20 protein-coding genes, 1 tRNA gene and 1 pseudogene are annotated in these 24517 nt (G+C 75.5%); 12 read left to right on the top strand and 10 right to left on the bottom strand.

Features of this window, described 5'->3' with window-relative positions:
• The first annotated feature begins 299 nt into the window (after positions 1-299).
• The 6 genes from tmk (at position 300) to ACIRST_RS16340 (ending at position 9580) form a co-directional block, all read left to right on the top strand.
• Complete coding sequence (gene tmk / locus ACIRST_RS16315; protein ID WP_402802852.1) at positions 300-3827, top strand: dTMP kinase; 3528 nt, start codon at positions 300-302, stop codon at positions 3825-3827.
• A gap of 305 nt (positions 3828-4132) precedes the next feature.
• Positions 4133-5344: a DNA polymerase III subunit delta' gene (locus ACIRST_RS16320; protein WP_350519855.1), complete on the top strand. Its 1212-nt coding sequence runs from the start codon at positions 4133-4135 to the stop codon at positions 5342-5344.
• A gap of 298 nt (positions 5345-5642) precedes the next feature.
• Positions 5643-6800: a hypothetical protein gene (locus ACIRST_RS16325; protein WP_402802853.1), complete on the top strand. Its 1158-nt coding sequence runs from the start codon at positions 5643-5645 to the stop codon at positions 6798-6800.
• Positions 6801-6995: 195 nt separating this feature from the next.
• The gene (locus tag ACIRST_RS16330) at positions 6996-8666 is read left to right on the top strand and encodes an alpha/beta hydrolase (RefSeq protein ID WP_402802854.1); all 1671 of its coding nucleotides are present in this window, start codon (positions 6996-6998) and stop codon (positions 8664-8666) included.
• Positions 8667-8774: 108 nt separating this feature from the next.
• The gene (leuE, locus tag ACIRST_RS16335; RefSeq protein WP_402802855.1) at positions 8775-9425 is read left to right on the top strand and encodes a leucine efflux protein LeuE; all 651 of its coding nucleotides are present in this window, start codon (positions 8775-8777) and stop codon (positions 9423-9425) included.
• An 81-nt stretch (positions 9426-9506) separates the two neighbouring features.
• Positions 9507-9580, top strand: a tRNA-Thr gene (locus tag ACIRST_RS16340).
• A 376-nt stretch (positions 9581-9956) separates the two neighbouring features.
• Here the strand turns inward: ACIRST_RS16340 and ACIRST_RS16345 are convergent.
• The 6 genes from ACIRST_RS16345 to ACIRST_RS16370 all read right to left on the bottom strand — a co-directional run bounded on the left by ACIRST_RS16345 (position 9957) and on the right by ACIRST_RS16370 (position 15468).
• The gene (locus ACIRST_RS16345; RefSeq protein WP_402802856.1) at positions 9957-10556 is read right to left on the bottom strand and encodes a YbaK/EbsC family protein; all 600 of its coding nucleotides are present in this window, start codon (positions 10554-10556) and stop codon (positions 9957-9959) included.
• 365 nt (positions 10557-10921) lie between these two features.
• The gene (locus ACIRST_RS16350) at positions 10922-12535 is read right to left on the bottom strand and encodes an ABC transporter permease (protein ID WP_402802857.1); all 1614 of its coding nucleotides are present in this window, start codon (positions 12533-12535) and stop codon (positions 10922-10924) included.
• Positions 12529-13473, bottom strand: a complete 945-nt coding sequence (locus ACIRST_RS16355; protein ID WP_402802858.1) for an ABC transporter ATP-binding protein — start codon at positions 13471-13473, stop codon at positions 12529-12531. The genes ACIRST_RS16350 and ACIRST_RS16355 overlap by 7 nt, the downstream gene beginning before the upstream one ends.
• A 126-nt stretch (positions 13474-13599) precedes the next feature.
• Positions 13600-14184, bottom strand: coding sequence for a TrmH family RNA methyltransferase (locus tag ACIRST_RS16360; RefSeq protein WP_402802859.1), 585 nt, complete (start codon positions 14182-14184; stop codon positions 13600-13602).
• A complete protein-coding gene (locus ACIRST_RS16365) occupies positions 14181-14825 on the bottom strand; it encodes a methyltransferase (RefSeq protein ID WP_350519835.1) in 645 nt (214 codons plus the stop codon). Before ACIRST_RS16365 ends, ACIRST_RS16360 begins: the two co-directional genes overlap by 4 nt.
• A 175-nt stretch (positions 14826-15000) precedes the next feature.
• Entirely contained in the window at positions 15001-15468 is a 468-nt protein-coding gene (locus ACIRST_RS16370) for a carboxymuconolactone decarboxylase family protein (protein WP_402802860.1), read from the bottom strand.
• 256 nt (positions 15469-15724) lie between these two features.
• Here ACIRST_RS16370 and ACIRST_RS16375 point away from each other — a divergent pair, with 256 nt between their 5' ends.
• Positions 15725-15922, top strand: a complete 198-nt coding sequence (locus ACIRST_RS16375) for a hypothetical protein (protein WP_350519837.1) — start codon at positions 15725-15727, stop codon at positions 15920-15922.
• Between the two features lie 40 nt (positions 15923-15962).
• Here the strand turns inward: ACIRST_RS16375 and ACIRST_RS16380 are convergent, their stop codons facing one another.
• Together ACIRST_RS16380 and ACIRST_RS16385 are read right to left on the bottom strand one after the other, a co-directional pair.
• Positions 15963-18527 carry a YbhN family protein gene (locus ACIRST_RS16380; RefSeq protein WP_402802861.1) on the bottom strand — a complete coding sequence of 855 codons (2565 nt, stop codon included), beginning with the start codon at positions 18525-18527 and terminating at the stop codon, positions 15963-15965.
• Positions 18528-18910: 383 nt separating this feature from the next.
• Complete coding sequence (locus ACIRST_RS16385) at positions 18911-19672, bottom strand: SDR family oxidoreductase (RefSeq protein WP_402802862.1); 762 nt, start codon at positions 19670-19672, stop codon at positions 18911-18913.
• Positions 19673-19855: 183 nt separating this feature from the next.
• On the opposite strand from ACIRST_RS16385, the gene ACIRST_RS16390 reads away from it, so the two are divergent.
• From ACIRST_RS16390 to ACIRST_RS16405, 4 genes are all read left to right on the top strand, one after another.
• Positions 19856-20752, top strand: coding sequence for a helix-turn-helix transcriptional regulator (locus ACIRST_RS16390; RefSeq protein WP_402802863.1), 897 nt, complete (start codon positions 19856-19858; stop codon positions 20750-20752).
• A 52-nt stretch (positions 20753-20804) separates the two neighbouring features.
• Positions 20805-21071, top strand: a complete 267-nt coding sequence (locus ACIRST_RS16395) for a UBP-type zinc finger domain-containing protein (protein ID WP_350519841.1) — start codon at positions 20805-20807, stop codon at positions 21069-21071.
• Positions 21072-21264: 193 nt separating this feature from the next.
• Positions 21265-21537 carry a hypothetical protein gene (locus ACIRST_RS16400; protein WP_350519842.1) on the top strand — a complete coding sequence of 91 codons (273 nt, stop codon included), beginning with the start codon at positions 21265-21267 and terminating at the stop codon, positions 21535-21537.
• Between the two features lie 176 nt (positions 21538-21713).
• On the top strand, positions 21714-22724 hold the full coding sequence (locus tag ACIRST_RS16405; RefSeq protein WP_402802864.1) for a sigma-70 family RNA polymerase sigma factor: 1011 nt from the start codon (positions 21714-21716) through the stop codon (positions 22722-22724).
• A gap of 63 nt (positions 22725-22787) precedes the next feature.
• Here ACIRST_RS16405 and ACIRST_RS16410 read toward each other — a convergent pair.
• Positions 22788-23036: pseudogene (locus tag ACIRST_RS16410) on the bottom strand (STAS domain-containing protein); the annotation flags it as partial.
• Positions 23037-23101: 65 nt separating this feature from the next.
• On the opposite strand from ACIRST_RS16410, the gene ACIRST_RS16415 reads away from it, so the two are divergent.
• On the top strand, positions 23102-23593 hold the full coding sequence (locus tag ACIRST_RS16415; protein WP_402802865.1) for an NUDIX domain-containing protein: 492 nt from the start codon (positions 23102-23104) through the stop codon (positions 23591-23593).
• 105 nt (positions 23594-23698) lie between these two features.
• Here ACIRST_RS16415 and ACIRST_RS16420 read toward each other — a convergent pair whose 3' ends face one another.
• On the bottom strand, positions 23699-24457 hold the full coding sequence (locus tag ACIRST_RS16420) for a Clp protease N-terminal domain-containing protein (protein ID WP_350519846.1): 759 nt from the start codon (positions 24455-24457) through the stop codon (positions 23699-23701).
• Positions 24458-24517: the final 60 nt, after the last annotated feature.

The raw sequence follows: 24517 nt of genomic DNA on the forward strand, positions 1-24517 counted from the left end.
GCGGGGCGAGCGGGCAGGGCGAGCGGAGGGCGGGTCGCGCGGCGAGCGGGCGGGGCGAGCGGAGGGCGGGTCGCGGGGCGAGCGGGCGGGGCGAGCGGAGGGCGGGTCGCGGGGCGAGTCGCGGGCGAGCGGAGGTCGGGTCGCGGGGCGAGTCGCGGGCGAGCGGTGGGCCGGGTCGGCCTCAGCCGAGCGGCGAGACGATCGGGATCTGTGCGGGGAACGTCACAACCCGGTGATGAGCGGGATCCGGAAGCCCGTTCACCACATTCCGGCCAAGCCCCGCCCGCTACGCTGACCGTATGACGAGCGAGGAGCAGCCCACCCCCAGCGCCGCCCCGGCCGCCAGAGCCTGGGCGTCCGACCTGCCCGAGGTCGCACCCGCCGGTACCCCGGTGGACCGGGCCCGGGCACTGCTGCGGACACGCGCCTACCGGCGTCTGTGGACCACCCAGCTGATCGGCGGCACCGCCGACCGGCTCGGCCTGCTGGTGCTGCTCGCGCTCACCGTGATCGCCGCCGCCCTCGGCGGCCAGTTCGGCGACCTGCCGCGCAGCCTCTCCTTCGCCCTCGCCGCGGTCCTCGCCGTCCGCGTGGTGGCCACCGGCCTGGTCGGCGTGGCGCTGCTCGGCCCGGTGCACCAGCTGGTCGCGGGCAAGCTCGACCGGCGCTGGACGCTGTTCGGCGCCGACGCGCTGCGCGCCCTGCTGGTCGGCCTCGCGCCCTGGTGGACCGTCTGGCTGAGCTCCGGCTCCAAGCCCTCCGGCGCCGCCACCTACGTCCTGCTCGCCACCGTGTTCGTCACCGGCGCGGTCGAGCGGGTCCGGGAGATCGCCAGGGCCGCCGCCGTCCCCGGCCTGCTCCCGGCGGCCGACCCCTACGCCCCGGCCGCCGAGCGGCGGCCCGCCGCCGCCAACCTGGAGACCGTCCGGGTCATCGACCGCTTCACCGGCTGGGTCACCGTGCCGCTGGCCGCCGTCGGCCTGGTCGGTTTCACCCTGCTCAACAACATCGGCGCGGCGGCCGGTTCGGACTGGCTCCGCGCCCACCAGCTCACCTTCGCGGCGCTCGGCGCGGCCGGCCTGTTCGCCGCCTCGGCCGCCCGCGGCTACCTCCAGCAGCTGCCCGGCGGTCCGGTGGCCGTCGCCCCGGTCTCCCCGCTGCAGGGCCTGCGCGCCCCGACCGATGCGGTCCCCGGCCCCGCGCTGAGCAAGGGCCGCACCGGTAGCGCCCCCTACTTCACCTTCGCCGTCGCCGCCGCCTTCGCCTCGATGGCGGGCGTCGCCGCGCTCGCGCTGCTGACCGCCGCCGAGCACCGGGCCGGTCCGATCGGCTACGGCTTGGTGGTGCTCGCCGCCACCGGGGCGCCCGCCCTCGGCGCCCGGCTCACCAGGGCCACGCTGCCCACCTTCTCCCGCCGCCGGCTGCTCGCGCTGGCGCTGCTCACCCAGGGCGTCGCGCTGATCCTGGCCGGGCTGGTGCTGGACTTCGTGCTCGTCCTGCTGCTCACCGTGCTGGCCGCCCTGGCCGCCGGGATCGTCCTCTCGGCCGGGCGCACCCTGCTCGCCCAGGAGGTCGAGGAGGCCCGGCTGCCGAAGGTCACCGAGCACCTGTACGCGGTGCTGCGGATCGTGGTCGCCGCCGCGCTGGTCGTCGTCCCGCTGATCGCCGCCGCCTACGGGGACGTCGATTACGGCACCGCCGAGCCCGGCTCGTTCACCTTCATCCACGGCGGCGCGGCCCTCGCCGTGGCCACCGCGGGGCTGCTCACGCTGGTGCTCGCCGCCGTCGTGCTGCTGCGCACCGACGACCGCCGGGGCACCGTGCCGTTCGGCCGGGACCTGGTGGACGCGCTGCGCGGCGCGGCCGGCCCGGTGCCGCACCGGGGCGCGGGCACCGGCTTCTTCATCGCCCTGGAGGGCGGCGACGGCGCCGGCAAGTCCACCCAGGCCCAGGCGCTCGCCGAGTGGATCCGCGGCAAGGGGCACGAGGTCGTGCTCACCCGCGAGCCCGGCGGCAGCCCGGTCGGCCAGCGGCTGCGCGGCCTCGTCCTGGACGTCGGCAACACCGGCCTGTCGCACCGCGCCGAGGCACTGATCTACGCCGCCGACCGCGCCGAGCACGTCGAGAACGTCATCCGCCCGGCCCTCGCGCGCGGCGCCGTGGTGATCACCGACCGGTACATGGACTCCTCCATCGCCTACCAGGGCGCCGGTCGCGACCTGGCCGCGACCGAGGTCGCCCGGATCTCCCGCTGGGCCACCGGCGGGCTGCTGCCCGACCTCACCGTCGTCCTGGACGTCGACCCGACCAGGGCCCGGGAGCGCTTCACCGAGGCGCTGGACCGGCTGGAGTCCGAGCCCACCGAGTTCCACCAGCGGGTCCGGGCCGGCTTCCTCGCCCTCGCTGCCGCCGACCCGGCGCGCTACCTGGTCGTGGACGGCAGCCAGGCACCCGGCTTCGTCACCACCGCCATCCGGCACCGGCTCGACCGCGAGCTGCCGCTCTCCGAGCAGGAGAAGGCCGCCCGCGCCGAGCAGGAGCGCCTCGCCCGTGAGGAGGCCGAGCGCCGCGCCGCGGAGGAGGCCCGCAAGAAGGCCGAGGAGGAGGCCGCCGAGCGCAAGCGGCAGGAAGTGCTGGCTCAGCTGCGCGCCGAGCAGGCGGAGAAGGAACGGCTGGCCAAGGAGGAGGCCGAGCGGGCCGCCGCCGAGGCCCGGCGCAAGGCCGAGGAGGAGGCGCGCCGTCGGGCGGCGGCGGAAGCCGAGCGCCGCGCGGCGGAGGAGGCCAAGCTCCGCGCCGCCGAGGAGGCCCGGCTGGCGGCCGAGGCCGCCGAGCGCAAGCGGATCGCCGACGAGGCGGCCGCCCAGGCCGAGCTGCAGCGCCAGCGCGAGCTCGCCCGCGAGGAGCAGCGTCGCCGGGCGGAGGAGGCGCTGCAGCGGGCCGAGGAGGCCCGGCTGGCGCAGGCCGCCGCCCTGGCGGCAGCGGCCGAGGCGGCCGAGACGGCGGCGGACCGGGCGGCCGGGCGGCCGGGGTCGACCGGCGGGGACGCCGTGACCACGGAGCTGCGGGTGGTCCGGGAGACGCCGCAGGACGCTCCGGTTCGGGACGCTTCGGACCAGGGCGCTTCGGAGCAGGGTGCTCCGGTTCGGGACGTGCCGGTTCGCGACGTGCCGCAGGAGTCGGCGCAGGGCCCGACGGACGGGCTCGGGGACGAGGCGACGCGCGAGCTGTCGCTGCGGGACCGGCAGACCGCGGTCCGGGCCGCCGATGCCGCCGAGGCGCGCAAGGCGGCCGGAGCCGCCGGGGCGGTCGACGAGACCGCCAAGCTGCCGGTGGTGCCGGCGGTGGACCAGACGGCCGTGCTGCCGAAGGTCCCGGCGGAGGCCGCCGACCGGACGGCCGTGCTGCCGCGGGTCGGGTCGGACCGCCCGGTGGACGGTACGCGTGAGCTGCCGCGAGTCGGCGGGGAGCCGACCGCGCAGCGGCCCCAGGGCCAGCCGCAGCCCCAGGGCCGGCAGCCTCAGGCCCAGCCTCAGCCTCAGGCCCAGCCGGAGCCCCCGTCGGCCGCCGAGCGGTCGCGGCCGGAGTGGGCCGAGGAGACGCCGATGGACGACCTGCCGAGCCTCACCGACACCCTGCTCGGCTCGCACGACGAGTGGACGCGTTGGGAGCACGGCAGCCCGGCGCAGGGCGCTCCGCAGCAGGGTGCGGACCCGCGCGACGGGTTCGGCCAGGAGGGCCAGGACAGGCAGGACACGCAGGAGAAGCAGGAGAAGCAGGACAAGGGCGACGGCAAGGGCAAGGGCCGTCGCTGGGGCCGCCGGGGCTGACCGGACACGACGCGGGCGGCGCCGCCGGGGCAGGTCCCCGGCGGCGCCGCCTTGCTGTCGGCGGGCGCCGGCGTCGGTGTCGGTGTCGGCCGGTGGTGGTCCCGCCATCCGCCCGTGCCGTCCGCCGGTGCCGTCCGCCCGTGCCGTCCCCCGGTGCTCTCCAGCGGTGTCTCCGCGTGCTGCCGTCCGCTTCCGGGCCCGTCCGTCGTGACCCGGACGGAGCAATGGCTGTCAGGGCGGAGACGTATGCTCGACGGCGGGGAAGAGGCGCCGTGGGCGCTGCCGTACGGAGCTTGGGAGCAGCAGTGGCCGTCTGGGACGACCTGGTGGGCCAGGAGCGGGTGGTCGAGCAGCTGACCGCCGCGGCCCGGGCGGCCGGGGCGACGGTCGAGGCCGGTCGCGGGGCAGCACCGGTCGAGGGCGGGAACGCCTCGCTGATGACGCACGCCTGGCTGTTCACCGGTCCGCCCGGCGCCGGTCAGGTCACCGCCGCGCGGGCCTTCGCCGCCGCACTCCAGTGCACCAGCCCCGACCTCGCGCTCGGCGGCACGCCCGGCTGCGGATTCTGCGACGGCTGCCACACCGTGCTCGCCGGCAGCCACGCCGACGTGAAGTACGTCCGGACGGACGGCCTGTCCATCGGCGTCGGCGACATGCGTGACCTGGTGATGCGCGCCTCCAGCTACCCGACCGGCGGCCGCTGGTCGGTGATCCTGGTGGACGCCGCCCACCGGCTCACCGAGGCCGCCGCGAACGCGCTGCTCAAGGGCGTGGAGGAACCCTCCCCGCGCACCGTCTGGCTGCTCTGCGCCCCCTCCGTCCAGGACGTCCTGCCGACCATCCGCTCGCGCTGCCGCCTGCTGGTGCTGCGCACCCCCGCCGCCGAGGCGGTCGCCGACACGCTGGTGCGCCGCGACGGCGTCGACCCGGAGACCGCCCGGCTCGCCGCGCTCGCCGGGCAGGGCGACATCGAGCGCTCCCGCCGCCTCGCCGTCGACGAGCAGGCCCGCTCCCGGCGTGCGGAGGTGCTGCGGATCCCGCTGGAGGTCGGCGACATCGGCGGCTGCCTGGCCGCCGCCCAGCGCCTGGTCGACACCGCCAAGGCCGACGCCGAGGCGCTCGCCGAGACCCAGGACGCCAAGGAGACCGACGACCTCAAGGCGGCCTATGGCGCCGCCGAGGGCAGCAAGGCCCCGCGCGGCATGGCCGGGGCGGTCAAGGAGCTGGAGAAGCGGCAGAAGAGCCGCGCCACCCGTACCCGCCGGGAGACCCTCGGCGTGGCCCTGCTCGACCTGCTGGGCTTCTACCGGGACGTGCTCGCGATCCAGCTCGGCTCCAGCGGCGCGCTCGCCAACGAGGACCAGCGGCAGGCGCTGAACCGGGTGGCCCAGGCCGGTCCGGCGGAGGGCACGCTGCGCCGGATCGAGGCGGTGCTGGCCTGCCGCGAGGCGTTGGACCGCAACGTGGACCCGCTGCTCGCGGTCGAGGCGATGACGGTGGCGCTGCGCGCGGGCTGAGCCGACCGCGGTGCGTCCGCCGGTCGTCCGCCGGCCCGCTCTGCTCCGCCGCGCTCTGCGGGCCCGCTCCGCCTGACCGGCTCGGTCCGACCGCTCCACCGGCTGACGGCCGTACGCCTGCCGGAGCCGGTGCGCTGTCCCACCTTCGAGTGAACGAGCGATACGCGCCGGGCACACCCGCGTGTGACCGTCCGCCGGTTGTGCACGCTGGGGGCCGACTGCGCCCGGACGGGCCGGTCGCCTCCCGTACGCGCCGGGTCCGGTCCGGCGCCGGCCCTCCTCCGAGGCGGTGCGTCGCATGGTTCGTTCGCTCCTCGTCATCCCCCTACTGGCCGCCGCGCTCGGCGGGATCTGGCTCGCCCGCGGGGCCCTCCAGCGCTGGCGCGACCTGCGGGCCGCCGAGACCTACGAGCTGGCCGGCGACCGGTGGCCGATGCTGGTGCGGGCGGGCGGCGCGATGGTCTGCGGGGTGTGCGTCACCGGATTGACGCTGCTCACCGCGCTCGGCGCCTTCGGCGGCCTCGGTCGCGGCGACCGGCAACCGGACCGGTCGGAGCCCGTCGTGGACACGGCGGGCGCGGACGCGGGGGCAGCGGGCGGTGCGGCCGTCCGGCAGCAGGCGGTGCCCCCCGCGGCCACCGAGTCGGCCGCTGCCGCCCCCGGCACGGCCGCCGCCACCACGGCCCCTGCGGTGGCCAGCCGCTTCGACAGTGTCGGCCACCCGGGCGGCGGCGAGCTGCTCCAGTCCGCCGTGCTCGGCCCCGACGGGCGTCCGCGCAACGTCCGGGTATGGCTGCCGCCGCAGTACGCCAAGGAGCCCAACGCGCGCTTCCCGGTCGTGGTGATGCACGCGGCCGCGCCGCGCAAGACCGCCGACGCCGAGGTGCCCGACGTCTTCGAGGGCATCGGCTCGGCGCTGCAGACCGGCAAGTCCCGTCCGTTCATCCTGGTCGCCCCCGAGGCGCCCAACGGCACCGCCCACCCCTGCGAGCTGGTCGCCGCCGCCCCGGCCGCCGTCGCCGACGACGCGGCGCTGCGCACGACCATCGCGGCCTCCTTCCGCACCCTGCCGCCCGGCCCGGCCTCGTGGGGTGCCCTCGGCGTCGAGGGCGGCGCGCCGTGCGCGGCCGCCGCCGGGCTGGCCCGCCCCGACCTGTACGGCGCGGCCGCCGCGGTCTCCGGCCGGTACGACGCCGCCGCGCTGACCCAGACCGGCGCCGAGGCCCCGACCGGCAGCGCGGCCAAGCTGCTGCTGGCCGCCGCCAAGGCCGACGCCGCCGGGCTGGACGCGGCCCGCAAGCTCCAGGCCTCGTTGAAGGCGGGCCCCGGTCCGGCGGCCAAGGCCGAGGTGCGGATCTCGGACAACGTGCAGGACTTCACGCCCGACCGGGAGCGGCTGCGGCTGGTCCGGCAGGCGGCGCAGTTCCTGGCCGAGGCGCTGGCCAAGTCGTCCTGAGGGAGCGCCGAGCGGGCGTTACGCTGCCCGGTACCCCGGGGTGGGTGCCGGGCAGCGGCGCATCCCCCCGGGTCCCCCGCGTCCCCCAGCCCTCCCGTCTCCCTGTCCTCCCGTCCTCCTGTCTGTCTTCGTGTCTTCGTGTCATCACGTCATCGCGTTTTCGTTCCTTCGACCCCTTCTGAGGAGAGCAACCGGATGAGGGCCTTCGGGCGGGTTCGGGTACCGGCCGCCGCGGTGCGGCTGTCGGCCGCGGCGGTGGCCGTCGGGCTGCTGGCGGGCGGGTGCAGTTCGGGCCCGCCCGGGGTGCCGGGGGCGGCCTCGTCCGACTCGGCCCGCCCCGGTGGGTCCTCCGCCCCGGGCCCCGGCACGTCGGGGGCCACGCCGCTGGAGCCGCTGCCCGCCGACGTCCCGGCCGGGCTCGCGCCGTACTACGCGCAGCGGCCGGCCTGGCAGTCGTGCGACGGCGGGTTCGAGTGCACGACGTTCCGAGTGCCGCTGGACTACGACCACCCGGGGGACGGCGACCTCACCCTCGCTGCCGCCCGCTCGGTGGCCGACCCCGCCGCGGCCGGGGCGGTCACCGACGCCGGCGCGGTTCCCGGCGCCGGCGCCCACGACCCGCGGCTCGGGTCGCTGCTGCTCAACCCGGGCGGGCCCGGCGGCTCGGCGGTCGAGTACCTGGAGGCCACCGCCCGGACGTTCGACAGCGGGGTGCGCGCCCGGTACGACCTGGTCGGCCTCGACCCGCGCGGGGTGGGCCGCAGCAGCCCCGTCACCTGCCTCAGCGGCGACCGGATGGACGCCTTCACCGCCGTCGACCTGACCCCCGGCGACCAGCGCGGGATCGACGCACTGGTCGCCGCCGACAAAGAGTTCGCCGAGGGCTGCCGGAAGCAGGCCGGTCCGGCACTCGGCCACCTCAGCACCGTCGAGGCCGCCCGGGACATGGACGTGCTGCGCGCCCTGCTCGGCGACGAGAAGCTCAACTTCGTCGGCAAGTCCTACGGCACCTTCCTCGGCGCCACCTACGCCGGGCTCTTCCCGAGCCGGGCCGGCCGACTGGTGCTGGACGGAGCGATGGACCCGGCGCTCGACTCGGTCACCGGCAACCGCACCCAGGCCGGTGGCTTCGAGACGGCCTGGGCCGCCTTCGCCAAGGACTGCGCCAAGCGCGAGGACTGCCCGCTCGGGCGTACCGAGCAGCAGGCCGGCGAGCGGCTCACCGCCCTGTTCGCGGCCATCCGGACCGCCGCGCTGCCCACCACCGACAACGGGCGGCGGCTCACCGAGGCCCAAGCGACCACGGGCGTCATCGAGGCGATGTACGCCGACTTCCTCTGGCCCAAGCTGCGCGCCGCCCTCGCCGATGCCGCGGCGGGCGACGGCACCGGGCTGCTGAAGCTCTCCGACGCCTACTACGGGCGCGAGGCGGACGGCTCGTACCCCAACCTGATGTTCGCCAACACCGCGGTGAACTGCCTGGACCTGCCCGCCCCGTTCAGCGGGCCGGAGGACGTCCAGCGGGCGGTGCCGGACTTCGAGCAGACCTCGCCGCACTTCGGGCGGGACATGGCCTGGATGGCGCTGACCTGCGCGTACTGGCCGGTCCGGGCCACCGGCGCGGCGCACACCATCCGGGCGGCGGGCGCCGCCCCGATCATCGTCGTCGGCACCACCCGCGACCCGGCCACCCCGTACGCCTGGGCCCAGTCCCTGGCCGGACAGCTGGAGTCCGGTCGCCTGCTCACCTTCGACGGGGACGGCCACACCGCCTACGGCCGGCACAGCGCCTGCGTGGACGGCGCGGTGAACCGCTTCCTGCTCACCGGGGAGGCCCCTGAGCAGGGCAAGCGCTGCGACCGGTAGGGGCGGGGGCGCCGGGCGGCCGGCAGGTAGTTTTCGTTTCAATCGATTACCGGTGCGACGTTACGATGAGCGCCCCCCTCTGCCGCCCTTCCCCCACAGGAGCGCATCGTGCTCGGAGTCGACAACCTGGCGACGTACGTCCTCGGCGCCCTCGTCATCGTCCTGCTGCCCGGCCCCAACTCCCTGTACGTGCTGTCCGTCGCCGCCCGCAAGGGCATCCGGACCGGCTACCGGGCCGCAGCCGGCGTCTTCGTTGGCGACCTCACCCTGATCAGCCTCACCTCGATCGGCGCGGCCTCCCTGCTGAAGGCCAACCCGGCCGTCTTTGCGGTGGTCAAGTTCGGCGGCGCCGCCTACCTGCTCTGGATCGGCTACGGCATGCTCCGCGCCGCCCGTCAGCTCTGGCGCGAACGCCGGGCCGCGGCCGACCCCGCCACCGAGACGGCCCCCGAGTCCACCGAGAACCCCTTCCGTCGCGCCCTGGTGGTCAGCCTCCTCAACCCCAAGGCCATCCTCTTCCTGCTCTCCTTCTTCACCCAGTTCGTCGACCCCTCCTACAGCCGGCCCGCCCTCTCCTTCGTCCTCCTCGGCGGCATCCTGCAGACCTTCAGCGTCCTCTACCTCTCCCTGCTGATCTTCGCCGGCACCACCCTCGCCACCGCCTTCCGCCGCCGCAAGCGCCTCTCCGCCACCCTCACCAGCGGCGTCGCCGTCCTCTTCGCCGGCTTCGCCGCCAAGCTCGCCGTCTCCTCCGCCTGACCCACCCCCCTGGTATCCGAGTACGGATCACCCGCGAACCTGTGTAGACTGGCCCGCGTTGCCGCCACACACGGCAACGGTGCCGCCTTAGCTCAGTTGGCCAGAGCAACGCACTCGTAATGCGTAGGTCGCGGGTTCGAATCCCGCAGGCGGCTCAGTGAAGGCCCAGGTCACGTAGCCCGTGACCTGGGCCTTTTGTCGTTCGTGGGTGCGCTCGGGCAATTGGCTGGTGATGCGTCGGCTGCGAAAAGTGCCCGAGGGGTGCCCGGGTGTGCCGTGATCATGAAGCGGGCGAGGGTGCTTGTCGTCGCCCCGCTGATGGCGCCGCCTGCGACCTTGCTCTTGACCTGGATGACCGACCACAGAGGTCCGTCGAGGTCGACCACGTCGAAGTCCGCTGTTCGGGGAACCCGGCCGGGGTTGATCGGGGTGGGGCCCAGGCCGGGGGTCGTCCGGCCTGGGCCTTTTGCGTCCGCGGGCGGGGGAGTGGGCCGGTGGGGGTGTGGGCGGGCGGACGGGCGGATGGGTGGGTCAGGCGGCGATGGCGAGGATGTGGGGGTGGGCCAGGGTTCGGTAGGCGGCGGTGCACAGGGCGATCGAGCGGTCGAGTCGTGCTGCGTTGAAGTAGAGGTGGCTGTGGGTCAAGAGGTCGTGGTCCACGAGGAGTTCGAGGTCGGGGTGGAACGAGAAGGGGATGATCGAGCCGCTCGTGCAGCCGCTCAGTCGTTCGGCGGTGGTGCGGTCCGCGAAGCCGACCCGGTCGGATCCCAGGGCGTGGCCGACGGCGTCCAGGTCGACCCGGCGGTCGCCCGGCACCACGGCGAGCGCGTAGCGGCCGCCGCCGTCCTGCTTGGTTCGCTTGGCTCGGAGGACGATGGACTTGGCGGCCTGTGCCAGTGGGTGGCCGCGTAGTTCGCTGGCGAGGGCGGTGTTCCCCTCCGGCTCGTGGCAGATCGTGCGGTAGGCGGCGGGGTTGGTCGCCAGGAGGCCCAACAGTCTTCTGTAGGTGGAGAGTTCGGCGGGGTCGATGGGGGCGGTGGGGTCGGAGCAGCCGGAGGAGTCGGAGGAGTCGGTGATCCCGGTCGGGCGTCCGCCGGTGTCCGGGCTCGTGCTGGACAGGGCAGGGGTCATGGGTGCGTCCTCACAGACGGGCATCGGGGCGTGGCGCGGCCAGTCGCCCTGCCTGCGCAGCACGACGGGCCGTCGTTCTGGGCCTTGCCTGGTGCTGTGGTGCGGTTGACGTTCCTGGGGGCGCGCGCGGCCCTGGCCCACCGTGTGCCGGGAGGATCGCTTCGGCGAGGGGCGGGCCTGCCGGGGCGCTCGGGTGTTCGGCGCCTCCGGGACCGGGCCATCGTACTCCGGCGCTCCGGCCCCGGTCCGGGCCCAATCTGCCGGTTGACCGGCAGCTTTGTGGACCCGGGCGGGTGCGAGGACTCCCTGTTGCCGGAGGCGCCGGGCGCGCGTTCGGATGGGTGCGCTCGCGCCCGCCCGGCGGCTCAGCGGGTGGCGTGGCGTATCGCGTCCACCGCGAGCACGCCCAGCGCCAGTGCCGCGGCGAGGCCGGCGACGGCTGCGGGGGCCGGGGCGCGATCCCCGGAGACGCCGAGGAAGTCCAGCCCGCCGACGTGGTTGATCATTCCGTACCAGAGCAGCGGGTAGACGGTCTGGAACAGCCGGGGGCCGCGGGTGACGGTGCCGCAGAGCATGGCCAGGGCGGGGATCAGCAGTGCGCCGGCCAGGGCGCCCGCGGCGGCGCGGGGCTCCCCGGCGCCGAGCAGCCGGACGACCGATCCGGCCACCACCGCGAGTGCCGGGACGATCCCGGCGAGCAGGGCGGCCAGCCCCCGGCGGAGCGGGGACGGGCAGGCGCCGAGCAGTTCGGCGGTGCTGCCGCCGTCCGCCCGGTGGCCCATCCGGGACCAGAGCAGCATCGGCCAGAGCATCGCGAACGGCAGCACCGCGTGGCTCGGACCGTCCGGCGCGACGCTCAGTGCCGCCGCGGCGATGACGGCGGCCGCGGCCCACCACCACTGCTGCCCCTGCACCAGGATCCGCAGCTCTCCGGTGAGCGCGGCGGCCACCGTTCGGCCCTGGCGGGCCGGGGTCAGCCGGGCCGGATCCAGGGCGAAGGCGGCCGCTCCGGGCTCCGGTGCGGTGCCGGCCCGTTCGCCGTCCCGCGCCGCGCTGCGGCCCCATCCGCCCGGACGCACCCCCGTCGCGCCCGGGCGGAGCCCCGTCGGGGCCGGGCGGGCCTCCGGCCCGTCGAAGCGCCGGAACCACAGCGCCCCGAGCAGCGCGAGCCCGAGCGCCGCCGCGATCAGCAGCAGCCCCGTCGCGGCCGGCCCGCCCGCCTCGCCCGGCCCCAGACCGGGCCAGTCGAAGGTGCCGAGCACCCGGTTGTCCGCCGTCAGCCCGACCCCGAACTCCACACTGTCGACCGGCCGTCCGCCCGCCGCGAGCACCTCCCGGATCGACGCGGTGATCCGGCGCATGCCCAGCAGGTCCAGCCCGCCGGTGGTCTGCGCGCCCAGGACGAACACCAGCCAGACCGCGAACCAGACCATCGACCCCAGCCCGCTGCGCAGCCCGGGCACGGTGTCGAAGAGCACCGCGCACCCGGCCACCGCCGCCAGCAGCGGCAGCGTGATCAGGACGTACGGCAGCAGCAGCCGCACCACGTCGACCCGGTCCGAGTCCCCCTTGAGCAGCTGCACCCCGAGGGCCGTCCCGGCCAGGGCGAGCAGCATCGAGCCGAAGAGCAGTAGGTTGCTGCCGAACTTGCCCGCCAGGTAGGCGATCCGGCCCGTCGGCGTGGCGGCGAGCAGTCGGCCCACGCCGCTCTGCTCGTCCCGGGGGATCGCCCCGCGCGCGATGCCGAAGCCCGCCAGTGAGAGCCAGACCGCGCCGCCGAGCGCGGTCACCGTCCCCACGTAGCCGCTGGTGTAGCGGCCGTGCAGGTCGGTCACCTGGAACACCTCCCACCGGGAGTCGCCGACCGGCGCGGCCAGCAGCCCGAGGGCGAGCGTGCCGAGCAGCACGACCAGGTACCCGGGCCGCCGCCGGCGCTCCCGGAAGTCGGCCAGCGCGAGCGCCCCGACGCGCGTCACCACGCCGCCACCTCCTCGGCCGAGGCCGCGGCCGAGGTCGAAGCCGACGCCGACGCCGACGCCGAGGCCCCGGCCGGCGCGGCGGTGAGCAGCAGGTAGGCGTCCTCCAGCCGGGGCGTGACGGGCTGCGCCTCCGGTGCGGCCCGACCCCCGGACAGCACCCGAACCCGGACGCCCTCCGGGGTGCGGGTGGTGCCGCCGAGCAGGAACCGCGAACGCAGCGACGGGAGTTGGTCGGCGGCGACGGTCAGCTCCCACACCGAGCCCTCCGCGCGGCCAAGGAGCTCCTCCGGAGTGCCGTGGTGCAGCAGCCGGCCGTGCCCCATGACGGCGATCCGGTCCGCGGTGGCGGCGACGTCCGGGACGATGTGGGTGGACAGCACGACGATCCGGTCGGCGCCGAGCGCGCTCAGCAGGCTGCCGAAGCGCAGGCGCTCCTCCGGATCCAGCCCGACCGTCGGCTCGTCCACGATCAGCAGTGCCGGGTCGTTGAGCAGCGCCTGGGCGATGCCGACCCGCTGGCGCATCCCGCCGGACATCGCCCCGAGCCGCTGCCCGGCCGCGCCCGACAGGTTGACCAGGTCGAGCAGTTCGTCGATCCGGGCCTTCGCGGGGCGGCGCCGCATGCCCTTGGCGGCGGCCAGGTACCCGAGGAACTCGCGGGCGGTGAGCTGCGGGTACACGCCGAAGTCCTGCGGGAGGTAGCCGACGGCACGGCGCAGCGGCCCGGGGCGGCGGGCGGTGTCGACGCCCTCCCAGAGCACCCGGCCCGAGGTGGGCCGGGTGACCGTGGCCAGGATGCGCATCAGGCTCGACTTGCCGGCGCCGTTGGCGCCGAGCAGGCCGAGCACGCCGGGCCGTAGCGTCAGCGAGAAGGAGTCCACCGCGCGCTTGCCGCCGCGGTACTTCTTGGTCAGGTCGAGGATCCGGAGTTCGGTCACGACCGGAATGCTTCCGGGCGGGGCCCGTTCGCACATCTGCCGTTCGGCAGAGATGCGCGGGGTTTCCGGGCGGAAACGGCGGGAGGGGTGGGCCTTTCGGCACACCCCTCCCGCCGTTCACACGACTCAGTCCTCGTCGCCGCCGAAGTCGCCGAGGTCGCCCGCGAGGTCGCCGTCCGGGGTGCCGCTGATCGCGTACCCCTGCCGGCGCGCCTCGTAGCAGGCCACCGTCGCGGCCGCCGACACGTTCAGCGAGCCGACCCGGCCCAGCTGCGGCACGAACACCACCTGGTCGCAGAGCGCCAGCGCGTCGGGCGTGATCCCGCGGTCCTCGTGCCCGAGCACGAAGGCCACCGCCGGGGTCAGCTCGGCGGCGAACATCGGCACGGCCTCGTCCGCCAGCTCCAGGCCGACCACCTTGAAACCGTCGGCCTTCGCCGCCGCCACCGCCTCGGCGACGGTCGGGAAGTGCTCCACCTTCAGGTACTTGTCGGTGCCCATCGCGGCCTTCTGCGCGCCGGACGAGCGCACCGACGGGGTGTCCCCGGTCAGGTACAGCTTCTCGGCACCCATCGCCGCACCGGTCCGGACCACCGAGCCGACGTTGAACGGCGACTGCAGGTTCTCCAGGATCATCGCGAGCCGGAACGCGTTGCTGCGCCGCCAGGATCGGTGCAGTCGCTTCAGTTCGGTCCCGCGCAGCTGCTTCACGTCGTCGTCCCTCGTCCGCTCTCGGAGCCCTCGCCCGCCTCGGGGCGGGGCCGCACTTCCAGAATCCGGCTCCCGTTGACCGACGTGACCCGGCTGGTCGGGTAGCCCTGCTCGTTCAGCCACTTCTGGAGCGAGTCCGAGCCCAGGTGCTTCTGCACCACCAGGAACGCCGAGCCGTCCGGGGTCAGCCGGCCGAGCCAGTGCGTGAGCAGGCGGCGCAGCGCGGCCTTGCCGATCCGGATCGGCGGGTTGGAGTAGATGGTGGCGAAGCGGACGTCCTCGGGGACGTCGTCGGGCAGGGCGGCGTGGACGTTCCCGAGCCCCAGCGCCTCGGCGTTCAGCCGGACCAGCTCCAGGGCGCGCTCGTTGACGTCCACCGCCCAGACCGGGAGGCGCTTGCGCCGGCTCGCCCAGGTGAGCGCGATCGGACCGTACCCGCAGCCGATGTCCAGGATCGGGCCGCGCACCCGCGGCGCGGGTGCGTGCTCCAGCAGGATCCGGGTGCACGGGTCGAGCCGGCTGCGGGAGAACACCCCGGTGTCGGTGGTCAGTTCCAGGGTGAGGTCCGGCAGGGAGACCGTGATCGGCCGGCGGTCGCTGGCGACCTCGGGTGCACCGGTGAAGTAGTGCGAGCCGGACATGCTTTCCCCGTCGTTCGTATGGGCCTCGGGGCCACCGGGTGGGTGTGGGTAAGCCCTTTGTACGGCACCGATCGTACCCCCGGCGGCCTCGGCGGCGTTCCGGGCGGGCGGGCCGGCAGGCGCTGCGGCGGCGCTGCGGCGGGCCCCGGGGCGGATCGGACGGCGGGCCCTCCGCTCAGGCGGCGCCGGGGAGGTTGCGGGTGGCCACGTTGAGGCGGTTCCAGGCGTTGATGGTGAAGCAGACCGAGATCAGCTGCGCCAGCTCGGCCTCGGCGAAGTGCTCGGCGGCCCGGGCGTACACCGCGTCCGTCACCCCGTCGCCGACCCGCGCGATCGCCTCGGCGAGCGCCAGGGCGGCCCGCTCCCGCTCCCCGTACACCCCGGCCGGGGCCTCCGGCCAGACCGGCAGCAGGTAGATCCGCTCGTCGCTCTCGCCGGCCTTGCGGGCGTCCTTGGTGTGCATGTCCAGGCAGTACGCGCACTTGTTCAGCTGCGAGGTGCGCATCTGGACGAGCTCGACCAGCACCGGGTCCAGGCCCTCGCGGGCGGCGGCGTCCAGGGCGATCATCGCGCGGAACACCTTCGGGACGGTGCGGGCGTAGTCGAGGCGGGCGGGGGATCCGGTGGTCTCGTTCGTCGTCATGACCACGACCCTAGGGACGGAGTGCACCCGTCATCAGGGTCATTCGGGCGCATGATCCGCGGGTCAATCAGGGGGTTCGCGCGCCGGGCCCGGGCCGGGCCCGGGCCGCGTCCGGGCCGCGACCGGGCCGGGCGTCGCGCGGCCTCCGGCAACACGCCGGGGCGGACCGGCGCTTCGCGTCGGGGCGCCGGGCGGCGGATACTTCCAGTACGCCACCCGAGCCCGTGGGAGCCTCCGAACAGTGAGGACGGACGCCATGCCGCAGGATCACGAGGAGTACCTGATCGACGAGACCGTCGAGACCGTCGAGCCGGACGAGGAGGCGCCGCAGGTCGACGAGTACGACGAGGTCGCCGAGCGCCGCGCCCTCGGCGCCGACCCGGCCACCGACGTCGCGGACGCCGCGGAGCAGTCCCGGGTGGTCCAGCTCGACGAGGACGAGTACCGGGAGTAGCCGCCGGGGCGGTGGTCCCCGGGGCGGTGGCCCCCGGGGTCTACAGCGCGCGGCGGCGCTGCAGCCAGGCCATCGCGGCCCACCCGGGGAGCACCGGCAGGATCAGCGTCAGCAGCCGGTACAGCGCCACCGCCGCCAGTGCGCCGCCCTTCTCCATCGACGCGGTCTGCTGCAGCAGCGTGATCAGCGCCCCGTCCACCGCGCCGGCCCCGCCCGGGGTCGGCGCCGCGCTGCCCGCCGCGTTGCCCACCAGGAACACCACCGCGACCGAGGCGAAGGACGGCTCGCGGCCGATCGCCCGGGCGCAGCAGTAGAGGCAGGAGATCAGGCAGATCGACACCAGCAGCTGACCGGTCACGCCCACCGCCAGGCGGGTCGGGCTGCGCAGCAGGTCCAGCAGTCGCGGCAGCACCTCGGTCGTCAGCGGTCGCAGCCGCGCGGCCAGCCACCGCCGGGCCACCGGGATCGCCGACACCACCGCCAGCAGGGCCGCGGCGCCCGCCAGTCCGCCCACCACCGCCGGCAGCGCGTCCAGCTCGGAGCCGCCCGGCTGCAGGTCCAGCAGGTAGACGAAGGCGCCCAGCTGCAGGAGGTGCAGTACGAGCCCGATCATCGTCCCCACGCCGACGCTGGACAGCGCCTGCGCCGTCGGGATGCCCGCCTTCTGCAGCAGCCGGGTGTTCAGCGCCACCCCGCCGACCCCGCCGGGTGACACCAGCTTCACGAACGACCCGGCCACCTGCGCCAGCACCGCGTTGCGGAAGTCCAGGCGCTCCGGCACGAAGCCGACGAAGCCCATCGCCGCCGTGACGTGGCTGGTCGCTGCTGCCGCCAGTGCCAGGAGCAGCCACCACGGATCGGCGTCGGCCAGGGCGGAGACCGGATTGTCCTCTGCCGCGAACAGCTGCGGGATGAGCAGCCACCCGGCCACCACCCCGCCCACGACGGCCAGCAGCGTCCGCGGCCGCAGCCGCTCCAGGCGCACCGGCCGGCCCACCACCTGCGGGCGTGCCCGCAGCACCTCGGCCCGGATCTCCTCCAGCAGCCCACCGGGCGCGGGAGCGTGCTCGGCCTGCGCGCCGTCGCTGCCGGAGCCGGCGATCGGGCGGCCGGGGCCGTCGGCCGGGGCGGTGGATGTGGTGGCGGATGTGGCGGTGAGTGTGGCGGTGACGGTCTTCGCACGGTTGCCGGCGCTGGGGCGGGAGCCCGCGTCCGCGGGTGACGGCTCCGGGTGGGCCGGGGCCGGTTCGGCGGGTTTCCCGTGGTGTTTGAGGGCGCGGCGGGTGGTGTGGGTGAGCGCCATGGGTTGGAGGAGGGGGAGGACGGCGTCGATCGGGTCGGGGCCGAGGACGGCGGTGGCGGTGCGGACGGAGCGGGCGGCGCCGGTGCGCAGGGCGAGCGTGGTGAGGAGCTGGGCGACGTCGCAGCGCAGCACGAGTTCGGTGGCGGCGATGTCGCCGTCGGCGAAGTCGACCAGGTGCACCGCGCCCGAGCCGTCCACCAGCAGGGAGGAGGGGACGAGGGCGCGGTGGGCGATCTCGCGGCGCTGGAGGAGGGCGAGCTGGCCCCAGGCGTCGACGAGCAGCTCGTCGGTGATCTCCTCGTCGGCGAGCTGGTCCAGGGTGCGGCCGTCCAGCCGCTCGTACGCGATGAGGGCGGTGTCCTGGCCGAGGCCGGCGGTGGCGGCGATGTCGCGGGTGCGGACGCCGGCCGCCAGGGCCGCGTACGTGACCAGGGCCTCGTGCTCCAGCCCGGTGCGCGGGGAGCGCAGGGCCCGGGGGTCGGGGGCGGTGCGCAGGCGCAGCCGGCGCCAGGCCCGCTGGACGGCGGCGGCGGTGACTGCCTGCCGGTCGAGGAGCTGGACGTCGAGGTCGGGGCGGCCGTCGGTCTGCCGGACCCGGTAGCGGTCGGGCCCGGTCGGCTGGGCCTCGACCGGGCGCAGGCCGCTCTCGCGCAGGGCGCGCAGGATCTCGCCGGGCCGGGGGCAGGGGTCGGGGCTGCCGACCGCGTACAGGGTGCCGTGGGCGCCGGTCCAGCCGATGAGCAGGCCGAGCAGCAGCGCGGTGGGGGTGGCGAAGCCGCAGGCCAGTCCGGCGAGGCCGGAGAGGGCGAGGACGGTCCAGGGCAGGCGGCGTTCGCGGCTGCCGGAGGCGGTCATGAAGGCGAGGACCGGGGCGAGGTAGCCGTAGACCGGCTCGGTGCGCCCGAGGACGTCACCGGGCAGCGGCTGGGTGAGCGCGGTGAGCAGCGAGTGCGGGGCGAGGCTGTCGGCCCACAGGTCCACGCCGAGGGTGGCGCCGTACGCGAGGACGGCGGCGAGCAGTCCGTCGGAGACCTGCTGGAGGGCCCGCCGCCGGTCGGGGCCGAACAGGCGCCGGACGGCGAGGCCGACCGGCAGCAGCAGGACGGCGGCGGTGGTGAGACCGCCGGCCAGGCTCGCCAGCGGTCGCGGCACCAGGCCGGCGGCCTCGGCGACGTCGGCGGCGATGCCGCCGGTGGTGGCGCGGGCGTAGTCGGCGAGCAGCAGGGTCAGCGCGATGGCGAGCAGGCCGCCGAGCAGCCGGATCAGGGCGACGGGTTGCCGCAGCCGACCGGTGGCGGGCATCGTCCGGGCCAGGAACCGGGCCGGTCCGGGCTGCCCGGGTATGCCGTCGGCACCCCTCGCGTCGGTGCCACTCGCGTCGGTGCCACTCGCGGCGGCACCCCTCGCGTCGGTGCCACTCGCGTCGGCGCCTCTCGGGCCACTGCCCGGAGCGCCACCGCTCGCAGTGCCACCGCCCGCCCTACCGCTGCTCGCAGCGCCACCACCTGCAGCGCCACTGCCCGCAGCCCGGCTGTCCGGCGCCCCCGCGCCGCCGTTGCGCTGCGCAGGCACACCTCCGGTGTCGCCACCGTCGGTGTCGCCGTTCGTTCTCCCCGTCACGATCGCCACGGGTGGCATGCTCCCATGCCACCCGTGGACGCGGAGCGGGGACGCCGGTGGGCCGGTCACGCCTGCCGGGTCGGCAGCACGACCAGGTGGCGCAGGTTGACGTGCCGGGGGCGGCTGACGGTGTACGCGACGAGGTCGGCGATGTCCTCGGCCGCGAGCGCCGGGATGGCGGCGAACATGCCGCCGAGCTGGTCGCGCAGCACCGGGTTGTCGATGTGCCCGCCGAGTTCGGTGTCGGTCAGGCCGGGCTCGACGGCGCTGACCCGGACGTCGCGCGGCCCGAGCTCGCTGCGCAGGGCGGCCGACAGCTGGGTGAGCGCGGCCTTGGTGGCGCCGTACACGGCGTAGTCGGGGAAGACCACGTGCGAGGCGATCGAGGAGACGTTGACCAGGTCGGCGGTGCGGCCCTCGGCGGCGGCCGCGGTGAGGTCGGCGGTGAAGGCGCGGACGATCCGCAGCGCGCCGGTGAGGTTGGTGTCGACCATGCGGGTCCACTCGTCGATCCGGCCGTCGGCCAGGGGGTTGGGCAGCATCACCCCGGCGTTGTTGACCACCAGGTCGACCTGTCCGTAGGCGTCGTGGACGGCCTTCGCGGCGGCGTCCACGGAGGCCTGGTCGGTGATGTCGGCGGTGACGGCGAGCGCCTGGCCGCCCGCCGCGGCGATCTCGGCGGCGAGGGCGTCCAGCCGCTCGGTGCGGCGGGCGAGCAGGGCGACCCGGGCGCCCTGGGCGGCGAGCGTCCGGGCGGTGGCGGCGCCCATGCCGCTGGCGGCTCCGGTGACGACGGCGGTGCGGGCGGTGAGGGGGGCGAGGCTCATCGGGGGCTCCGGATTCCTGGTGCGGTCGGGCTGACGTCGACCACTCTGCGCGGACCGCGACGGCCGACCCAGGGCCGTGTGCTTCCCGGGTACCGCCGTCCTGGGAACTCCCTTCCGGGGACGGCCTTTCCTGGGAACGGCAGTACCACCCTCGCTCCGCCGCACGCGACTAACCTGCCGGGCATGGAGAACACCTTGGGGGACTTCCTCCGTTCGCGCCGGGCCCGGATCCTGCCCGAGGAGGTCGGCCTGCCCTCGCACGGCCGCCGCCGGGTGCAGGGCCTGCGCCGGGAGGAGGTGGCGCAGCTCGCGGGCGTCAGCGTGGACTACTACGTCCGGCTGGAGCAGGGCCGGGGCGGCAGCGCCTCGGACGCGGTGCTGGACGCGGTGGCCCGGGTGCTGCGGTTGGACGAGGTGGAGACGGCGCACCTGCGCTCGCTCGCCCGACCGCCCAAGGCCCCGGCCGGGACGGCCGCCGGCCGGGGACGGGCGCGGCAGCAGGTCCGGCCGGGGACGAGGCTGATGCTGGACCTGATGACCGGGGTGCCGGCCTTCGTCCTGGGCCGCCGGATGGAGGTCCTGGCGTGGAACGCCCTGGGCGAGGCGGTGAACGGTTTCTCCACGCGTCCGGACGGCGGCGCGGACGGCCCGCCCAATCAGGCCCGGCACGCCTTCCTCGACCCGGCGGCCCGGGAGTACTACCGGCAGTGGGACGCGGTCGCCGCGGAGACCGTCTCCTACCTGCGCCGGGACGCCGGACTGCACCCCGACGACCCGGTGCTGAGCGCGCTGGTCGGCGAACTGTCGGTGCGCAGCGAGGAGTTCGGCCGACTCTGGGCGGACCACCTGGTCCGGGAGAAGACCCACGGCGGCAAGCTGGTCCGGCACCCGCTGGTCGGCGACCTGGACTTCGGCTACGAGACCCTGGGCGTCAACGGTTCGCCGGACCAACTGCTGGTCGTCTACACCGCCCCGGTGGGGTCGCCGACCGCGCAGAAGCTGGCCCTGCTGGCGAGTTGGACGGCCCCGGCCGGGGCGGCCGGGGCGGCCGGCCCCTCCGGGGCGTCGGAGGCGTCCTGAGCGGCCCGTCCCTGAGCGGGCGGAGCGGCCCCGAGCGGCTTAGCCTGCACTCATGAGTGCCTGCGAAGACCTCGCTCTGGCCCCTCAGGACATCGAGCCGCTCCCGCCCGCCGGCGGCTGCGCCGAGTGCCTGGCGCAGGGCCGCAGGGACTGGGTGCACCTGCGGATCTGCCTGGACTGCGGCCACGTCGGGTGCTGCGACTTCTCGCCGCAACGGCACGCCGCCGCGCACTTCCACAACACCTCCCACCCGGTGATCCGCTCGTACGAGCCGGGGGAGGACTGGCGCTGGTGCTTCGTCCACGAGGTCATGGGCTGAGGGAGGCCGTGGGCTGAGGGAGACCGTGGGCCGGGGGAGGCCGTGGGCCGGGGCGGGCCCTCGCACGGGTCGCGGGTTGCGGGCCGCCCCCGGTGGCACGGGCGCGCAAGCCGGATAAAATCCGGACATAGCGACCGCGCGGCCCCTCCGGTCGACAGCCGTCCGGCCGGTGACCGCCGAAGGGAGGCCGACGATGACCAAGCGAGCCCCGGGCAGCACCGCCCAGCTCCGTCAGGGCACCCAGGAACTGCTCGAACGCCGCGGCATGGCGAGCCCACCCACCCGGATCGCGCCGAAGCTGCGCACCGGTGCGACGTCCGCGGCCGGCACCGGCTACGGCAGCGGCGACGCGTTCCGCCACGGTGGGCGCGACGCGCCGACCACCGCCGTCCACGCCGCCCCCGCGATGCACGGTGAGCTCAAGGGCCACCGGCACCGCGGCGCGGAGAAGCACTCCGCGCACTGAGCGGCCGCCCGGCGCGCCGTTCCGCCGAGGGGCGGGCGCCGGGCCGTCGGCGCCCGCCCCTGATGTGCGGTCAGGGGCGTTGCGGGGGGCGGCCGGAGCGCGGCGGACCGGACTGTCGGTGCTCTGCGCTAGGTTCGTCCCGTTCAGCACGCACGGCAGGACGACGGGGGCACACCATGGCCGACGTGATCACGGAGGAGCCGGTCGAGCTCCAGCTGGAGCGGTACCGGACCGAACTCACCGGCTACTGCTACCGCATGCTCGGCTCGGTCTTCGAGGCCGAGGACGCGGTGCAGGAGACCATGGTCCGGGCCTGGCGCGGGCACCGGGGCTTCGAGGGCCGGGCGGCGCTGCGCTCCTGGCTGTACCGCATCGCCACCAACGTCTGCCTGGACGCCTTGAACGGCCGCAACGCCAGGGCCCGTCCGATGGACCTGGCGGGCCCGGTCACGGTGGCCGCGGCGCACGGCACGCAGCTGCCCGAGGTGACGTGGATCGGCCCCGCCCCGGACGGCCGGGTGCTGCCCGAGACGGGGGACCCGGCCGAGGTGGCCGCCCAGCGCGAATCGGTGAAGCTGGCCTTCGTGGCCGTGCTGCAGCGGCTCGCGCCCCGGCAGCGCGCGGTGCTGATCCTGCGCGAGGTGCTCGGCTGGAAGGCCGCCGAGGTGGCCGAACTCCTCGGCGTCACGGTGGCCTCGGTCAACAGCGCACTGCAGCGGGCCCGTGCGGTGCTCGCCTCGGACGCCCCGGCCGCCCGGCCCGCCCCCGCGCTGGACGAGGACCACCGCGCGCTGCTGGACCGCTACGTCCGCGCCTTCGAGGCCTACGACATGGACGGCCTGGCCGCGCTGCTGCACGAGGACGTCACGCTCAACATGCCGCCGTTCGCGATGTGGCTGCAGGGGCAGGACGAGATCAGGGCCTGGATGCTGGGCCCCGGGAACGGCTGCCGCGGTTCCCGGCTGCTCCCGGTCACGGCCAACGGCGGGCCGGCGTTCGCCCAGTACCGGCCGAGCCCGGCGGGCGGGCACGAGCCGTGGGCGCTGATCGTGCCGGAGGTGTCAGGGGGCCGGATCACCGGGTTCACCAACTTCCTGGACACCGACGTGCTCTTCCCGCTGTTCGGCCTGCCGCCCCGGCTGGACGCCGAGGAGGGCGACACCGAGTGGTCCGGCGGGGTCGCGTAGTCCGGCCGGGTCGAGCGGATCGGTCGGGTCGAGCGGATCGGCCGCGTCCGGCAGCAGCGCCGCGAGCCCGCTGAAGGCGAGCAGTTCGCGCAGCTGGCCGCTCGCGTTCAGCAGCACCACGCCCACCCCGTGCCGGGCGGCGGCGAGCCTCAGCCTGGCGAGGGCGTCGACGACGGCGAGGTCGGGGGCGCTCAGCGCGCCCAGGTCGCAGGTCAGTACGGTCGCGGCGGGTGTGGGGCCGGGCGTCGTGCCGGGTGTCGTCCCGGTGGCGGTCGTCATGCGGGTTGGACCGGCGTGAGGGCGCCGACTCATCGGTCCGGCCCGAAATCCGGTGGCAGAGTGGGGTCGTCGAACCCATGCGCCCCAGGAGGACCACCGTGACGACAGAGCCCTTGAAGTCCCGCGAGGAATGGCTGGCGTCCCTGCCCAGGATCTACGCGGCGGCGGGCTGCCTGCTGCGCGACGAGTCCGGCCGGGTCCTGATCGTGAAGGCCGGGTACCGCGAGCACTGGCAGTTCCCCGGCGGCACGATCGACCTCGGCGAGGGCCCGGTCGAGTGCGCCGTACGGGAGTTGAAGGAGGAGACCGGGATCGTCGGGGAGGCCGGCGAGCTGCTGGCCATCTCCTGGACCCACCCGTCGGGCGAACTCGACCACCCCGCCGAGCACTTCATGTTCGACTTCGGCACCGTCCCGGACGGCACCCCCGTGACCGTCCCGGCCGGTGAACTGGACGACCACCGCTGGGCCCCGGTCGAGGAGGCGTTGGAGCTGCTCGGCCCCGCCCGCTCGGCCCGGCTGCGGGCGGCCCTGGAGGCGGCCGAGGACGGCCGGGTCCGGATCGTCACCACCAACGTCTCCGGTTTCTGATCCGATCCGGTTTCCGGCCGGATCCGGTTTCTGACTGGATCCGGTTTTCGGGAGGAAGTGCCGCGCCCCGGTCGGGAGTTCCGTCCGGGGCGCGGCGTCGGGTCCTCAGCCCTGCTGCTCGGACTCGGTGTTCCGGGCGGCGACGAGGGCGGCGATGGCCTCCGAGACGAAGGTCTCCGCCTCGGACTTGTCCACGTCGAGCGAGGTGAGGACGTCCTGCCCGTTGTCCTGCTCCAGCAGTGCCAGCAGGACGTGCTCGGTGCCGACGTAGTTGTGGCCGAGCCTGAGCGCCTCGCGGAAGGTCAGCTCCAGCACCTTCTTGCTCCCCGCGTCGAACGGGATCAGTGCGGGCAGCTCGTCGGCGGCGGCCGGCAGGGCGGCGGTGGCCGCCGCCCGCAGGGCCTCGGAGGTGACGCCCTGGGCGGCGAGCGCCTTCATCCCGATGCCCTCGGGCTCGGCGAGCAGGCCGAGCAGCAGGTGGGCCGTGGTGATCTCGGCGTTGGCCGCCTTTCGGGCCTCCTCCTGGGAGGCGACCACGACGCTGCGGGCCCGGGGGGTGAAGCGGCTGAAGCCCTGACTGGGGTCGAGGTCGTTGGGGGTGGCCGGGTCCTTGGGGACGAAGCGCTTCTGGGCGGCCTGCTTGCTGACGCCCATGCTGCGGCCGATGTCGGTCCAGGAGGCGCCGGAGCGGCGGGCCTGGTCGACGAAGTGGCCGATCAGGTGGTCGGCGAGTTCGCCGAGGTGGTCCGCGGCGATGACCGCGTCGGAGAGCTGGTCCAGCGCGTCGGTGTGGACCTGCTTGATCGCCGCGATCAGGTCGTCGAGGCGCAGCGGAGTGGTGTTGGGAACAACGGGATTCTCCATGCGTCAACCGTAGGTTGTCGACCCGGGGGCCGTCAACCATCGGTTGACGATTGTCGTGGA

The organism is Kitasatospora sp. NPDC101447 (assembly GCF_044767225.1).
Lineage (GTDB): Bacteria > Actinomycetota > Actinomycetes > Streptomycetales > Streptomycetaceae > Kitasatospora.

What these genes read in the sequence shown, in the direction of transcription:
- ACIRST_RS16380 (WP_402802861.1), bottom strand. Translation starts at nt 18,527, where the DNA reads ATGCCCGCCACCGGTCGGCTGCGGCAACCCGTCGCCCTGATCCGGCTG.
- ACIRST_RS16390 (WP_402802863.1), top strand. Translation starts at nt 19,856, where the DNA reads ATGGAGAACACCTTGGGGGACTTCCTCCGTTCGCGCCGGGCCCGGATC.
- ACIRST_RS16420 (WP_350519846.1), bottom strand. Translation starts at nt 24,457, where the DNA reads ATGGAGAATCCCGTTGTTCCCAACACCACTCCGCTGCGCCTCGACGAC.
- ACIRST_RS16325 (WP_402802853.1), top strand. Translation starts at nt 5,643, where the DNA reads ATGGTTCGTTCGCTCCTCGTCATCCCCCTACTGGCCGCCGCGCTCGGC.
- ACIRST_RS16365 (WP_350519835.1), bottom strand. Translation starts at nt 14,825, where the DNA reads ATGTCCGGCTCGCACTACTTCACCGGTGCACCCGAGGTCGCCAGCGAC.
- ACIRST_RS16370 (WP_402802860.1), bottom strand. Translation starts at nt 15,468, where the DNA reads ATGACGACGAACGAGACCACCGGATCCCCCGCCCGCCTCGACTACGCC.
- ACIRST_RS16395 (WP_350519841.1), top strand. Translation starts at nt 20,805, where the DNA reads ATGAGTGCCTGCGAAGACCTCGCTCTGGCCCCTCAGGACATCGAGCCG.
- tmk (WP_402802852.1), top strand. Translation starts at nt 300, where the DNA reads ATGACGAGCGAGGAGCAGCCCACCCCCAGCGCCGCCCCGGCCGCCAGA.
- ACIRST_RS16345 (WP_402802856.1), bottom strand. Translation starts at nt 10,556, where the DNA reads ATGACCCCTGCCCTGTCCAGCACGAGCCCGGACACCGGCGGACGCCCG.
- ACIRST_RS16385 (WP_402802862.1), bottom strand. Translation starts at nt 19,672, where the DNA reads ATGAGCCTCGCCCCCCTCACCGCCCGCACCGCCGTCGTCACCGGAGCC.
- ACIRST_RS16400 (WP_350519842.1), top strand. Translation starts at nt 21,265, where the DNA reads ATGACCAAGCGAGCCCCGGGCAGCACCGCCCAGCTCCGTCAGGGCACC.
- ACIRST_RS16330 (WP_402802854.1), top strand. Translation starts at nt 6,996, where the DNA reads ATGAGGGCCTTCGGGCGGGTTCGGGTACCGGCCGCCGCGGTGCGGCTG.
- ACIRST_RS16375 (WP_350519837.1), top strand. Translation starts at nt 15,725, where the DNA reads ATGCCGCAGGATCACGAGGAGTACCTGATCGACGAGACCGTCGAGACC.
- ACIRST_RS16405 (WP_402802864.1), top strand. Translation starts at nt 21,714, where the DNA reads ATGGCCGACGTGATCACGGAGGAGCCGGTCGAGCTCCAGCTGGAGCGG.